The sequence below is a fragment of the Rhizobacter sp. P1_G5 genome, from assembly GCF_056405435.1.
This window is the reverse complement of sequence record NZ_JBFUCB010000100.1, coordinates 1-13846: the sequence shown is the minus strand read 5'-3', so window position 1 is coordinate 13846 and position 13846 is coordinate 1. Positions and strand designations below refer to the sequence as shown.

At 67.9% G+C, this 13846-nt stretch carries 10 protein-coding genes and 1 pseudogene; 9 read left to right on the top strand and 2 right to left on the bottom strand.

Annotation, left to right across the window (positions count from 1 at the left end; translation table 11 throughout):
• The 5 genes and pseudogenes from AC1D12_RS10025 to aspS form a co-directional block, all read left to right on the top strand.
• Positions 1-303, top strand: a pseudogene (locus AC1D12_RS10025) (ubiquinone biosynthesis regulatory protein kinase UbiB); the annotation flags it as partial.
• An 89-nt stretch (positions 304-392) separates the two neighbouring features.
• A complete protein-coding gene (locus AC1D12_RS10020) occupies positions 393-1859 on the top strand; it encodes a high affinity choline transporter 1 (RefSeq protein WP_477840207.1) in 1467 nt (488 codons plus the stop codon).
• 85 nt (positions 1860-1944) lie between these two features.
• Positions 1945-2298 (top strand): FmdB family zinc ribbon protein, encoded by a 354-nt coding sequence (locus tag AC1D12_RS10015; protein ID WP_477840205.1) that lies wholly within the window; start codon positions 1945-1947, stop codon positions 2296-2298.
• On the top strand, positions 2295-2975 hold the full coding sequence (locus tag AC1D12_RS10010) for a DUF502 domain-containing protein (protein WP_477840203.1): 681 nt from the start codon (positions 2295-2297) through the stop codon (positions 2973-2975). The genes AC1D12_RS10015 and AC1D12_RS10010 overlap by 4 nt, the downstream gene beginning before the upstream one ends.
• Positions 2976-3112: 137 nt before the next feature.
• On the top strand, positions 3113-4909 hold the full coding sequence (gene aspS, locus AC1D12_RS10005; protein ID WP_047503217.1) for an aspartate--tRNA ligase: 1797 nt from the start codon (positions 3113-3115) through the stop codon (positions 4907-4909).
• Positions 4910-4952: 43 nt separating this feature from the next.
• On the opposite strand, the gene AC1D12_RS10000 is transcribed toward aspS, so the two are convergent.
• Positions 4953-9407, bottom strand: coding sequence for a fibronectin type III domain-containing protein (locus tag AC1D12_RS10000; RefSeq protein ID WP_477840200.1), 4455 nt, complete (start codon positions 9405-9407; stop codon positions 4953-4955).
• 194 nt (positions 9408-9601) lie between these two features.
• On the opposite strand from AC1D12_RS10000, the gene AC1D12_RS09995 reads away from it, so the two are divergent.
• From AC1D12_RS09995 to AC1D12_RS09980, 4 genes are all read left to right on the top strand, one after another.
• Positions 9602-10420, top strand: a complete 819-nt coding sequence (locus AC1D12_RS09995; RefSeq protein ID WP_477840199.1) for a CsgG/HfaB family protein — start codon at positions 9602-9604, stop codon at positions 10418-10420.
• Positions 10421-10550: 130 nt separating this feature from the next.
• Complete coding sequence (locus AC1D12_RS09990; RefSeq protein ID WP_477840197.1) at positions 10551-11510, top strand: hypothetical protein; 960 nt, start codon at positions 10551-10553, stop codon at positions 11508-11510.
• 116 nt (positions 11511-11626) lie between these two features.
• The gene (nudB, locus tag AC1D12_RS09985) at positions 11627-12079 is read left to right on the top strand and encodes a dihydroneopterin triphosphate diphosphatase (RefSeq protein WP_477840193.1); all 453 of its coding nucleotides are present in this window, start codon (positions 11627-11629) and stop codon (positions 12077-12079) included.
• Complete coding sequence (locus tag AC1D12_RS09980) at positions 12076-12873, top strand: endonuclease/exonuclease/phosphatase family protein (RefSeq protein ID WP_465113864.1); 798 nt, start codon at positions 12076-12078, stop codon at positions 12871-12873. Before nudB ends, AC1D12_RS09980 begins: the two co-directional genes overlap by 4 nt.
• Here the strand turns inward: AC1D12_RS09980 and AC1D12_RS09975 are convergent.
• The coding region (locus AC1D12_RS09975; RefSeq protein WP_477840191.1) for a hypothetical protein at positions 12863-13846 on the bottom strand (984 nt) is incomplete at its 5' end. The two genes, AC1D12_RS09980 and AC1D12_RS09975, sit on opposite strands and share 11 nt — an antisense overlap.

Genomic DNA, 13846 nt, shown 5'->3' with positions numbered 1-13846 from the left:
GAACTCGACCTGTGGAACACCGCCAAGCCCTTCCTCGAGCGCTGGATGAACGAGCAGGTCGGCTGGCGCGGCCTGCTGCTGCACCTGAAGAAGGAGGCGCCCCGCTACGTGCAGCTGCTGCCCGAGCTGCCGCGGCTGCTGCACGACGCACTGCGCACGCCGCGCGGCACCGAGCCGCGTCTGCTGGAGGCGGTGCTGGCCGAGCAGCGGCGCACCAACCGGCTGCTGCGGGCGATCATCTACGGGGCGATCGGGTTCCTGCTGGGGCTGGTCGCGACGCAGGTGATGACACATTGGAGGTAGGTGAAACCCGGGTCCGGGACTTGCATGGCCGGGCGCTCCTGCATGGATAATCCTGCCCGCCTCCCACCCCGCGCCGCAAGCCTAGGTCGATGAACACCACCCTGATTTCCTTCGTCGTGCTGTACCTGCTGGGCACCCTCGGCCTGGGCATCTGGGCCGGCACGCGGATCAAGAACACCAGCGATTTCGCGATCGCCGGCCGCAGCCTGCCGCTGATCATGGTGGTCACCACCACCTTCGCGACCTGGTTCGGTGCCGAGACCGTGATGGGCATCCCGGCCCGCTTCGTGCAGGGCGGCCTGGGCTCCATCGTCGAGGACCCGTTCGGCGCCGGCACCTGCCTGGTCCTGGTCGGCCTGTTCTTCGCGACCAGGCTCTACAAGCAGAACCTGCTGACCATCGGCGATTTCTATCGCAAGCGCTTCGGCAAGGGCGTCGAGGTGTTCTGCTCGCTCGCCATCATCCTGAGCTACCTCGGCTGGGTCGCGGCGCAGATCACTGCGCTGGGCGTGGTGTTCTCGGTGCTGACCGACGGCGCGATGTCCGAGACCGCCGGCATGATCGTCGGCACGCTCGCGGTGCTGATCTACGTGGTGGTCGGCGGCTTCCTCGCGGTGGCCTGGACCGATTTCATCCAGATGATCGTGCTGGTGATCGGCCTCAGCATCATCGCCATCTTCGCGAGCGACCTGGCCGGCGGCGCCGACAAGGTGTTCGCGATGGCGCAGCACAAGCAGCTGTGGACCTTCCTGCCCGCGCCCACCTTCACCGAGATCGCGATGTTCATCGGCGCCGGCCTGACGATGATGCTGGGCAGCATCCCGCAGCAGGACGTGTTCCAGCGCGTGATGTCGGCGCGCAGCCCCGAGATCGCCCGCAACGGCGCGGTGATCGGCGGCGTCAGCTACATCCTGTTCGCGTTCGTGCCGATGTTCATCGTCGGCTGCGCCGTCATCGTGATGGGCGACAGCGCGATGGAGCTCGCGAAGAACGACTACCAGCGCCTGCTGYCGGCCTTCGTGCTGACCAAGATGCCGCTCGTGATGCAGATCCTGTTCTTCGGCGCGCTGCTGTCGGCCATCAAGAGCACCTCGTCGGCCACGCTGCTCGCGCCCAGCACCAGCTTCGTCGAGAACATCCTGAAGAACCTGCGCCCGAACATGACCGACCGGGAGCAGCTGTTCGCGATGCGCAGCACCATCGTCGTGTTCGCGGCGCTGGTGCTGGCCTACGCGATCAAGATGAAGGGCACGTCGATCTACGAGCTGGTCTCGGCGGCCTACCAGATCACGCTGGTCGGCGCCTTCGTGCCGCTGGTGATGGGCCTCTACTGGAAGCGCTCCACCACGCAGGGCGCGATCGTCTCGCTGGCGGCCGGCGTGGCGGTGTGGGTGATCTTCTTCCCCGACATCTCCAACTGGGATGCGGTGTTCCCGAAGCAGCTGGCCGGGCTGATCGCCGCGTTTGCAGGCATGATCATCGGTTCGCTGGCGCCGCAGGTGCTGAAGAACCGCCACGAGCCGCGCCACGGCACGGTCAGCGGCCTGAACGCCTGAGGCCGGCGCCGCCGGCCAAGCCCCGGCGGCCGGGTGGCACCGCGCTGCCACCTATAATTTCGCGTTTTGAATCAAAGGCTTAGCCATGCCCATCTACGCCTACCGGTGTGCGGCCTGCGGCCACGCCAAGGACGTGCTGCAGAAAATCTCCGACCCCGTGCTCACCGTCTGCCCGAACTGCGGGGCTGAAGCCTTCCAGAAACAGGTGACGGCCGCGGGCTTCCAGCTGAAGGGCTCGGGCTGGTACGTGACCGATTTCCGCAACGGCTCGAACCCGCCGGCCACCGGCACCGCCGCGTCGGGCGGCGACGGCAAGGGCAGTGCCGACAGCGGCGCGGCCAAGCCCGAGGGCGCTGCCGCRCCGAAGGCCGATGTGCCGGCCGCGGCGCCGCCCCCGGCCGCGCCGGTCGCTCCGCCGAAGCCACAAGGAACCCAGTGAAGAAATACCTGATCGCCGGCCTGCTGGTCTGGCTCCCGCTGGCCGTCACCATCTGGGTGCTGCACTCGGTGCTGGGCCTGCTGGACGACGTGTTCGGCAGCATGGTCTCGGCCACGCAGGCGGTGCTGCCCGAGGCGGCGCGCYAGCCGCTGACCGACCTGCGCAACATCCCGGGCCTGGGCATCGTGCTGCTGATCGCCGGGCTGCTGCTCACCGGCATGTTCGCCGCCAACATGTTCGGCCAGTGGTGGCTCACGCAGGCGCACCGGGTGCTCAACCACATCCCGATCGTCAAGTCGATCTACAGCTCGGTGAAGCAGGTGTCGGACACGCTGTTCTCGAGCAGCGGCAATGCGTTCCGCGAGGCGGTGCTGGTGCAGTACCCGCGCGCCGGCTCGTGGACGATCGCCTTCGTCACCGGCCGGCCCGGCGGCGAGGCGGCCACGCACCTGAGCGGCGACTACCTCAGCGTGTACGTGCCGACCACGCCGAACCCGACCTCGGGCTTCTTCCTGATGGTGCCGCGCGCCGACGTGGTGGTGCTCAGCATGAGCGTCGACGAGGCGTTGAAGTACGTGATCTCGATGGGCGTGGTGGCGCCGCCGATCCCCGTGCCCGCGGTGCCGCCGGTGCCGCCCGTGCTGCCGCCGGACGAGCCCCGAAATCAGACCGGTTGAGCGCCTGGCAGCCGCTCAACCGGTGCGCAACCCGCGGGGCTTGCAAGCGCGCCCCCCAACGCCTACCACTTTGATTTGATGCCGACGCGCGGTGCACGCGCCGCGCCGGCCACGATGACCGATTCCGGAGAAGACACATGAGAACAACGTATTGCGGCCTCGTCAGCGAGGCACTGATGGGCCAGACCGTCACCCTGATGGGCTGGGCGCATCGTCGCCGCGACCATGGCGGCGTGATCTTCATCGACCTGCGCGACCGCGAAGGCCTGGTGCAGCTGGTGTGCGACCCCGACCGCGCCGAGATGTTCAAGACCGCCGAGGGCGTGCGCAACGAGTTCTGCCTGAAGATCGTCGGCAAGGTGCGCCCGCGCCCGGCCGGCACCGAGAACGCCAACCTCACCAGCGGCAAGATCGAGATCCTGTGCCATGAACTCGAGGTGCTGAACCCGAGCGTCACGCCGCCGTTCCAGCTCGACGACGACAACCTGTCGGAGACCACGCGCCTGACGCACCGCGTGCTGGACCTGCGCCGCCCGGCGATGCAGAAGAACCTGATCCTGCGCTACCGCGTGGCGATGGAGGTGCGCAAGTTCCTCGACGCGAACGGCTTCATCGACATCGAGACGCCGATGCTGACGAAGAGCACGCCCGAGGGCGCACGCGACTACCTGGTGCCGAGCCGCGTCAACGAAGGCATGTTCTTCGCGCTGCCGCAGAGCCCGCAGCTCTTCAAGCAGCTGCTGATGGTGGCCGGTTTCGACCGCTACTACCAGATCACCAAGTGCTTCCGCGACGAAGACCTGCGCGCCGACCGCCAGCCCGAGTTCACGCAGATCGATATCGAGACCAGCTTCCTGACCGAGGAAGAGATCCGCGGCATGTTCGAGGGGATGATCCGCACGGTGTTCCGCAGCACCATCGGCGTGGAGCTGCCGGTGTACCCGGTGATGACGTATGCCGATGCGATGTTCCGCTTCGGCTCCGACAAGCCCGACCTGCGCGTGAAGCTCGAGTTCACCGAGCTGACCGACGTGATGAAGGACGTCGACTTCAAGGTGTTCTCGGGTCCGGCCACCAGCAAGGACGGCCGCGTGGTGGCGCTGCGCATCCCGGGCGGCGGCGAGATGAGCCGCGGCGAGATCGATGCCTACACCGACTTCGTCAAGATCTACGGTGCCAAGGGCCTGGCCTGGATCAAGGTGAACGATGCCGGCAAGGGCCGTGAAGGCCTGCAGAGCCCGATCGTGAAGAACCTGCACGATGCGGCGATCAACGCGGTGATCGCACGCACCGGCGCGCGCAACGGCGACCTGATCTTCTTCGGTGCCGACAAGGCCAAGGTGGTGAACGACGCGATCGGCGGGCTGCGCGTGAAGGTGGGCCACAGCGAGTTCGGCAAGAAGAACGGCCTGTTCGAGGACAAGTGGGCGCCGCTGTGGGTGGTCGATTTCCCGATGTTCGAGTACGACGACGACGGCGAGCGCTGGAACGCGGTGCACCACCCGTTCACCGCGCCGAAGGACGGCCATGAGGACTACATGGACACCGACCCGAGCAAGTGCATCGCGAAGGCCTACGACATGGTGCTCAACGGCTGGGAGCTGGGCGGCGGCTCGGTGCGGATCCACCGCGCCGAGGTGCAGAGCAAGGTCTTCAGCGCGCTGAAGATCGGGCCGGAGGAAGCGCAGCTGAAGTTCGGCTTCCTGCTCGATGCGCTGCAGTACGGCGCACCGCCGCACGGCGGCCTGGCGTTCGGGCTGGACCGGCTGGTGACGCTGATGACCAAGGCCGAGTCGATCCGCGACGTGATCGCGTTCCCGAAGACGCAGCGCGCGCAGGATCTGCTGACGCATGCGCCGAGCCCGGTGGACGAGAAGCAGCTGCGGGAGTTGCACATTCGCTTGAGGAATCCGCAGGCGACGCAGGTGGGGTGAGCCTCAGGAGCCGGCCCGTGCGGGCCGGCTCGATCCTCGCGGCTCAAAGCACGCAGTCGGGCGACGCGGCGAGCGCGGCTGCCGTGGTCAACGTGAAGGTCGTGGCCGGCCCGCTGCCGACGCTGTTGACGGCGCGCATCACCAGGTAGTACCTGGTGCTGTACGACAGCGATGCGAAATCGATGGTGCCGGCGCTCGATTTGCTGGTCTGTGTCGAGACGGCTGTGTTGTGGTCGCTGTCGAGGTACAGCGTGAAGTGGTAGGTGCTGATCGACGCACCGCCGTTGTAGGTCGGGTACGAGTAGCCGGCATGGATGTTGTTCCTTGAGCAGACGACCGCGGTGGTCAGGTTCAATGCCCCCGGCTGGGTGATGGCCGTGACGGCGACCTGCGTGGCTGCGGCGCTGTCTCCGGCGGCGTTGTGCGCGATCGCGGCGCAGGTGTAGCTGGCGTTGTTCGGCATGCCGGTCAGCGTGAGGGTCGAGGCTGAGCTCGCGGTCGCGCTGACGGTCGTCTTTCCCGCGGCCGTGCAGGTCACGCCGTACTGGCTGATCGTGCGGCCACCGTTCGATGCCGGCGCCGTCAGGCTGGCTCTGAGCTGCGCATTGTTGGCAGACGAGTAGCTGCCCGCGTCCGCATCATCGACCGAGGCGGGCGCCGGGATCACGCTCAGGCTGAACCCCGGCGCGCCCGGCGTGGTGTAGGGGCTGAGTGTGACCGTGGCCGACGGGGAGCTGACAGAGGCGTTGTTGTTCTTTGCCGTCACGCTGCACAGGTAGCTGGCGCCATTGGTCAGCGCCGACACGACGAGCGGGCTGGCGCTGCCGGTGGTGCTCTTTTCGTCTGTCGCGTCGGTGACATTGGTGCATGTCGCGGTGTAGCTCAGGCTGCTGCTCGTGTCGCCGCTGGACGACGAGGCCACGAAGGCGACGGTCGCCGTCTGGTTTCCGACCGAGCTTCCCTGGCCTTCGGCCAGCACAGTGGGTGCGGTCGGCGCGGTGTAAGTCGTGGCGCTCGCGCTGGTGGAGGTCTGACCCTTGCTGTTGGCGGCGACGGCGGTGCAGGTGTAGCTGGTGCCGTTGGTGAGCCCGCTGAGCGAGGCAGTGAAGGAGCTCGTGTCGGCGCTGACGATGGCGGTTTTCGTGCAGCTGGCCGAGTAGACCGTGTCGGCACCGTTGTTGGCCGGCTTGCCGAACTTGAAGCTCAGCGTACGGTCGCCGATGACAGTGTTGATGGCGTCATAGGTTGGTGCGGCAGGCGCCGCCTTGTTCGGAGTGGCGTTGGCGCTGGTGGAGGCCGATTCCTTGCTGTTGGTGGCAACCGCGGTGCAGGTGTAGCTGCTGCCGTTGGTGAGCCCGTTGAGCGAAGCGGTGAAGGGGTTCGTTCCGGTGCTGATGGTGGCCGTGACGCCGACGCTGGTGTCGGTTTTCTTGCAACTGGCCGAGTAGACCGTGTCGGCACCGTTGTCGGCAGGCTTGCCGAACTTGAAGATCAGCGTGCCGTCGCCGATGCCGGTGTTGCCGGCGTCATAGGTCGGCGCAGCAGGCGCCTTGTTCGGCGTGGCAGCGGCACTGGTGGAGGCCGAACTGCGGCTGTTCCGCGCTGTGGCGGTGCAGGTGTAGCTGCTGCCGTTGGTGAGCCCGGTCAACGAGGCGGTGAATGGGTTCACGTCGAGGTTGACGGTGGCCGCGACGCTGATGTCGGTACCGGTCTTCTTGCAACTTGCCGTGTAGACGACATCGCTGCCATTGCTGCTCGGCTTGCCGAACGCGAAGCTCAGTGTCGCATCACCGATGACGGTGTTGCTGGCGGTGTAGGTCGGCGTGGCGGGGGCAATGTTCGGCGTCGCGCTGGCGCTGGCCGACACCCATCCGAGGCTGTTGGTGGCGGTGGCGGTGCAGGTGTAGCTGCTGCCGTTGGTGAGCCCGGTCAGCGAGACGATGAAGGGATCGGTGTCCAGCTTGACCGTGGCATCGACAGCGATGCCGGTCAGGTCATTCTTGCAACTCGCCGCGTAGCTGACATCGCCGGCGTCGTAGGTCGATTTGGAGAACGAGAAGGACAGCGTGCCGTCGCCGATCACGGTGTTGCCGGTGACGTAGCCTGGTGCCGTGGGGGGCGCGCTGTTCGGCACGGCGCTGGCGCTGACTGCGACCGAGCCTTTGCTGTTGGTGGCGGTGGCCGTGCAGGTGTAGCTGCTGCCGTTCTGCAGGCCGGTGAGCGATGCGCTGAACGGGTTGGTCGCCAGGGACAGGCTGCTCGGCGTCACCGGGCTCTGCGTCGTCGTCTGCCTGCAGTCGATCGCGTAGCTGACGTCACTCAGGTTGCTGGCCGGCTTGCCGAACTTGAAGCTCAGCGTGCCATCGCCGATGATGGTGTCGCTGAGCGTGTAGGTCGGTGCGGCGGGCAGCGACGCATTGGGAATCGCCACGAGGCTGGCCGTGCTGTTTCCGGCGCCATTGGTGGCCGTCACCGTGCAGGTGTAGCTGACACCGTTACTCAGGCCGACGATCGCGATCGAGCGGACGCTGGAACTCGCGGCGAGGACGGATGTGCTCGTGCCCTTGCCGTCGGTGCAGCTGGCGGAATAGGGGGAGAGCTCGCCGCCGCCATTGCTCGCGGGTGGGCTGAAGCTGAGCGTCACGCTGCCGTCGCCCGGCTGGGCGGCGAGCTCCTGCACTGGGTCCGGCGTGGTCAGGGGTCTGACCGGCAGGGCGTTCGAACTCTCGCTGGGCCCCACCTCGTTGGTGGCCGTGACCGTGCACGCATAGAGCTGGCCGTTCGTCAGCCCGTCGACCGTGATCGGCGAGCCCGAGCCCACAACACTCCGATCGCCGCAGCTCGCGTCGTAGTGGAGGATCGGCGAACCGTTGTCCGGGCGCGGCGTGAACCGCAGCACGGCCGATGCGTTGGCGGGCACTGCATACAACAACTCCGGCGCCTGGGGATTTGCCGGTCGCGGTGTCGCCTCGAGACTCGGGGACGCCGGGCTGTCGCCGCTCTGATTGCGCGCTGTGACGATGCAATCGTAGAGCCTGTTGTTGTACAAGCCGCTGACGGTGATCGGCGAGGCCGCCTTCGTGGCGCTGGCGCTGGCCTTCGGCAGATCACGTGTCGTGCAGGTGGCGGTGTAGTCAAGGATGGACGCGTCAGGGGCACCCGGGGCGAAGTCGACGATCGCCAGCGCGTTGCCCGCGCTCACACCGATGAGCGATGGTGCGACAGGCGCCGGCTCGGCGCCCGGCACCGGCACCGACGCCAGCGGCGTGACCTCCATCGACGGCGTCGACGCCGGGCCGCTGCCGGCATCGTTGCGGGCGGTGACGCTGCAGCCGTACGCTGTGCCGTTCGCCAGACCGGCGACGACCACCGTGCCGGCGGAGGCCGTGTCGACGCGGGCCTCGTGTTGTTCGGCCTGGCAGCGCACCTGGTATCCCTGGATGGTCGCCCCGCCGTTCCACGAGGGCGCCTCGAACGTCACGGTGGCGGTGCCGCTGCCGGACGTTGCCGAGATCCCGCGCGGTGCATCCGGCACCGTTCGTGGCGTGGCACCGACGGTGGCTGACGGGTTGCTCGTGCCGGCGGCGGTGCTGACCGTCACGCTGCAGGTGTAGGGTGCGCCGTTCTGCAGCCCCGAAACGAACACCGGCGAGGCGCTGGACTCTGCCGTCACCGCGATCCCGGTCGCCGAACACGTGGCGCGGTAGGTCGCCTGAAGGGCGATGCCGGCCGGCGGCGTGAAGGCAACCGACAGGGCGCCGTCCGATGGCATGGCGCCGAGAACGGTCGGCGTGTCAGGGCGGGCCGCCGGCGGCGTTGCGGGCGCCACCGGGGTCACCTCGACCTGCGCCGAAGCCGGGCTGTCGCCGACGATGTTCGTGGCGACGACGCTGCACACGTAGCGCTGGCCGTTGCTCAGCCCCGGCACGGGGATGGGGCTGGCGGTGCCGCTGCTGTAGGCGTTGAGTTCAGTGCCCTGGCAGGTGACGGTGTACCAGAGCACCGTGGCGACGGGCGCCGAGAAGCTGACGATGGCCGATGTGTCGGCGGCCGCGGCCTGCACGTCGGTCGGGGCTGTCGGTGCCTGCGCGGTCGCAGCGGCGGTGGGCGTCACTGGCACCGCCTGCGACACGGCGCTGGCGCCGCTCGCATCGCTGACGGTCACGGTGCACGAGTACGCGAGGTCGTTGGTCAGGTCGGCGACCTGCATCTGCTCGATGCCCGTCGCGTGCGACACCATGCTGACCGTCACCTGCGAGTTGCCGGCGATGCAGGTGGCGTGGAAGAGCACGTCGGCGCGCGGCGTCGTGACGGTGAAACTCAGCGCCGCCGACGCGTTGCCCGGGGTGACCTGCAGGTCGACCGGTGCGGTCAGGCTCGCATCACCGGCGGACTCATCTGCTCCGCCTCCACCCCCGCACGCTGCCAGCAGCATCAATGACAGGCCGAGCCAGAGGGTGAAGGTGCGCACGAAGGAGGGCGACGCTGCTGGTGTCATGTTCGATCCCTGGGCTGAAGAAGGGTGTGAGATTGACCACCAAATGTGGAGACAACGTGGAGGCGGAGGGATGGGATCGTTTGCAACATCCGATCCCTCACTTGGGCGGGTCGGGGTGTTGTCCTGCGCTGTAAGCCTTTGTGCGCTGGCATGATTCCCAGCTTCGAATCACGGCGCTTGCCGAGAGGATGGTCATGAATCGAGCAGGTTCTTCCACGGCACGCGGCCCGTTGCGGGTGTGCTTGGCGGTGTCGCTGGCCGTGTCTTTGGCCGGTTGCGGCAAGCAGGGCGCCGAACTCGGCCAGGGCGGGTCGGTGGTGACCGGGTCGGCCGGGCCGGCGGGTGCCAGTGCCGCGGCGCGCGAGCTGGTGAAGTGCGATGCGCCCGTCGCGACGCTCGCGCTGGTCGAGAACCCCAACGGCTACACGACGGTGTCGGGCTACAACCTGCCGCAGTCGCCGGTGCCGCTGATCCGGCTGCTGGCGCAGCAGAGCGGCTGCTTCCGCGTCGTCGACCGCTCGGCCGGGCTGCGCGCCACGGTGCAGGAGCAGGAGCTGAAGAACGCCGGCGTGCTGCGTCAGAACGGCACGGTGGCCAAGGGCAAGGGCTACGAGGCGCAGTACACGCTGACGCCCAGCCTCACCTTCAGCGAGCAGAACGCCGGGCGCGAGATCGGCGGCATCCTCGGGATGATCCCGGTGCTGAACAAGTTCGTCGGCGTGGCCGACAGCGTCAAGCTGAAAGAGGCGCAGGTCGCGCTGCTGCTGACCGACAACGAGACCACCGAGCAGCTGGCGGCGTCGACCGGCTCGGTGCGCGTCACCGACCTCGGCATGGGCGGCCTGGTGCTCGGCAAGCTGGGCGGCGCGGCCGGCGCCGGCTGGAGCAACAGCAACGAGGGCAAGGTGATCGCCGCGGCGTTCCTCGATGCGCACAACCACCTGGTGACGCAGGTGCGCATGCTGCRGGCCAAGGAGCTGCCGCCGGCGGTGGCGGTGAAAGTGAAGGGCTGAGCGCCCGCGGGCTGATGGAAGCGGCGCGGACGCTCGTCCCGGCTGCATTCGTCTGGCCGCGAGGTGGAACCCGCCTCACCGCCGAGTGACTCATTCGGTTCCCACTTCCGGGTTCCAAAGAAGTCCGACCATGTTCAGTTCCACCTCCATCCGCAGCAACAAGCGCCGGGAATCGCCCCGGGAATCTCCACGGTCGACCGATGTCGATCGTCGCGAAAGTGACATGGGTGATGCCGGGCTGTCGGTGAAACAGCCGCTCGTCGAGGGCAGGTCGATCGAGCTGCGAGCCTCTCGCGAAGCAGGTACGGGTCCCGATTGGAAAACGTGCATCGTCGATGTCGGCGAATGCAACGTCGAGCTGACGTTCAACACATGGCTTGGCACGCAGGTCGAATGGACAGGCGAGATGGGCGACGTCGCCGGACCGTGGGTGCAAGCATGGATTCCACCCGAAGCGGGAGGGCGGCCCTTGGAATTCGGTCGGCGCCAGCCTGCGCGAATGGCGCTGCCCCGCCAGCAGGCGACCCTGCTGACGGCCGGCTGGGCCGATCCCGATGTGCTCGAGGAAGTGCGGTGCAAACTGAGCAAGCACAGGGTCTTCATCGAAATGGGACAGGGCCTCATTGCCCAACAGCTGAACGTGCTGTCATCCACGCTGTACTCCTGCCTTTTCATCGCCGGACGCAACTCCCGGACCGGTCTCGCCGGCGCATACCACTATCCGGCCCAATGCCTCCACGATCCGACAGTGTGGGGTGACCTGCTGGCTTGGCAGGCTGCGCTGCACCCGGACGAGGTCGTCGTGCTGAATCCGTCGACCCAGACTGAGGCCTGGAAGCAGGCGCTGGCGAGCAGCCGTGAGCTTGCCGCCATCGCGACGTGGGCGGAGCGTGGTGGCGCTTCTGTCCGGATCGAGCCGGTCTCCAGACCGTTCATGAGCAATGCCGATGGCAAGCTCGAGGCGGGTGACGCGGACAGGAACGGCCTGGGCGATGCCCATGTGTCGCTCGTGTCCCGCAGCGCAGGCGACTACGTGGACGCAAAGGAGGCGCTCATGCGCTTGATCGGTCGGGACCGGACACGAGGCTGATTCGCCGGTACGGCGGATGGATCTCGTCGGGCGTTGTGGGCCGGGCGTTCGCCCGACCCGGCGGCGAGGCATCTGCCGACACGGGCCGGCCGCGCCGAGCCGCTATCCTTCATGGCATGAAACTGCCGGAGTCGGTGCTGGTGCTGATCCATTCACCGCAGCGCGAGGTGCTGCTGCTGGAGCGCAACGATGCGTCGCGCGGCTGGCAGAGCGTGACCGGCTCGCGCGCGTCGCCGGCCGAGCCGCTGCGCGACACCGCGCGGCGCGAGGTCGCCGAGGAGACGGGCATCGTGATCGGCTCGGCGGCCGTGCCGGCCGATCGGCTGCGCGACCTCGGCCGGCAGCACGTCTACGAGATCCTGCCGGCCTGGGCGCACCGCTACGCGCCGGGCGTCACCCACAACACCGAACATGTCTTCACGCTCGAGGTCGATCGCGGCACGCCGGTCTGCCTGAGCCCGCACGAACACCTGCGCTTCGAATGGCTGCCGTGGCGCGACGCCGCCGCGCGCTGCTTCTCGCGCACCAACGCCGCTGCCATCCTCGACCTCGGAAGCTCCCCGCGATGAACGCGTCACCATCGACCCTCCACCCACCGCACGTGCTGCGCGTGGCCACCTACAACATCCACAAGGGCGTGCGCGGCGTCGGCCCGCGCAAGCGGCTGGAGATCCACAACCTGGGCCTGGGCATCGAGGCGCTCGATGCCGACATGGTGTTCCTGCAGGAGGTGCGCAACTTCCACCATGGCGAGGCAAGGCGCTTCCCCGACACCCACATCGGCTGGCCGCGCATGCCGCAGGCGGAGTACCTGGCGCCCGACGGCTACCACGCGGCCTACCGCACCAACGCGGTCACGCCCGGCGGCGAGCATGGCAACGCGCTGCTGTCGCGCTGGCCGATGGGCGACGAGATCGGGCACCACGACGTGTCGGACCACCGCTACGAGCAGCGCGGGCTGCTGCACGTGCGGGTGCACTGGAACGCGGTGGTGGTGCACGCGATCGTGGCCCACCTCGGGCTGATCCATTCGAGCCGCGTGCGGCAGGTGGAGCGCATCGGCGCATTCGTCGCGAGCCACGTGCCGCCGGACGAACCGGTGGTACTGGCCGGCGATTTCAACGACTGGGGCGGCAAGCTCGATGCGCCGATGCATGCGCTCGGGCTGTACCGCGCCGAGCGGCGCGGCATCAGCTCGCAGCGCACCTTCCCGTCGCGCATGCCGGTGTTCTCGCTCGACCGCATCTACACGCGTGGCTTCCGCTGCACCGGCACCTCGGTGCCGCGCGGTGCGGCGTGGGCGCGGATGTCGGATCACCTGCCGCTGGTGGCGGAGCTCGAACTCGATGGCACTACGAATTGATCGCTTCGGCGGTGGCCGGCCAGGCGGCTTTCAGCTTGAGTGCGGCGTCCTGGCGCGTGGGCTCGTCGGAGATCGCCAGGTCGAACAGCTCGGCCAGCAGTGGGACAACGGCGTCCGGRTCGAAGCCGTGGTGCTCGACGAGACCGAGCAAGGGCTGGGGATCGTTGCCGAGAAGGCGCTCGATCGCATCGGCGAAGTCGAAGCAGCCCGCAGGAAAGGGCGTGTCGCCCCGGCGCGGCAGCGGGTTGAGGAGCGCATGGAAGTACTCGTTCACGCCGTAGGAGTCAAGGTCGAGCCGCTCGTCGTCATGGACRAGGGCCGTGACGGGCCGTCGCTTCGACAGCGGCCACTCGGTGCCGGTGTCCATCGATGCCTCGCTGCGTTTCGTGCCGGCCGGCGCAGTCGCTTCGAGGATGGCCTTGTCGCTCAGGCAGTCCGCGGGCGTCAGGCTGTCCAGCTCCGCCACTGCCTTGCTCAGCATGCGCCGCTGCTGGGCCGTGATGCCCTTGCTCGAGCGCAGTATCTTTCCAGCCTCGAAGTTGCTCCCGAGGCCCATGGTGCTCAAGTTGGCGGCCATCAGATCCACGTCGAGCCGCTTGTTGCCATGCCCCTGCAGGACCGGCACGGCGACCGTCGTCCACGGGTCGCAGCGAATCACGTGCGCGCCACTCTGCACCAGCGTCGCCACATGATCCCTGTGGGGGTACGTGGCTTGATCGATCTGGCAGTCCGGCAACGTGGCGACCAGATACAGGAAGGTCAAGTCGCTGCATTCGTGGCAATGGCCGATGCCGTGCCGGGCAATGGCCCTGCACCTGGCGACGAGGTGTTGCCAGGGGTCGCTGTAGTGGAGCCGGATCTCCTCCAGCTCGGCGGTGAGCAGGTCGAGCGCACGGTCGCGCACGCGCTTGTCACAGTGCGACAACCGGGCGTTGTTGGCCACGCCCCGGAAGAGCAGCTTGCGGGCCCAGTG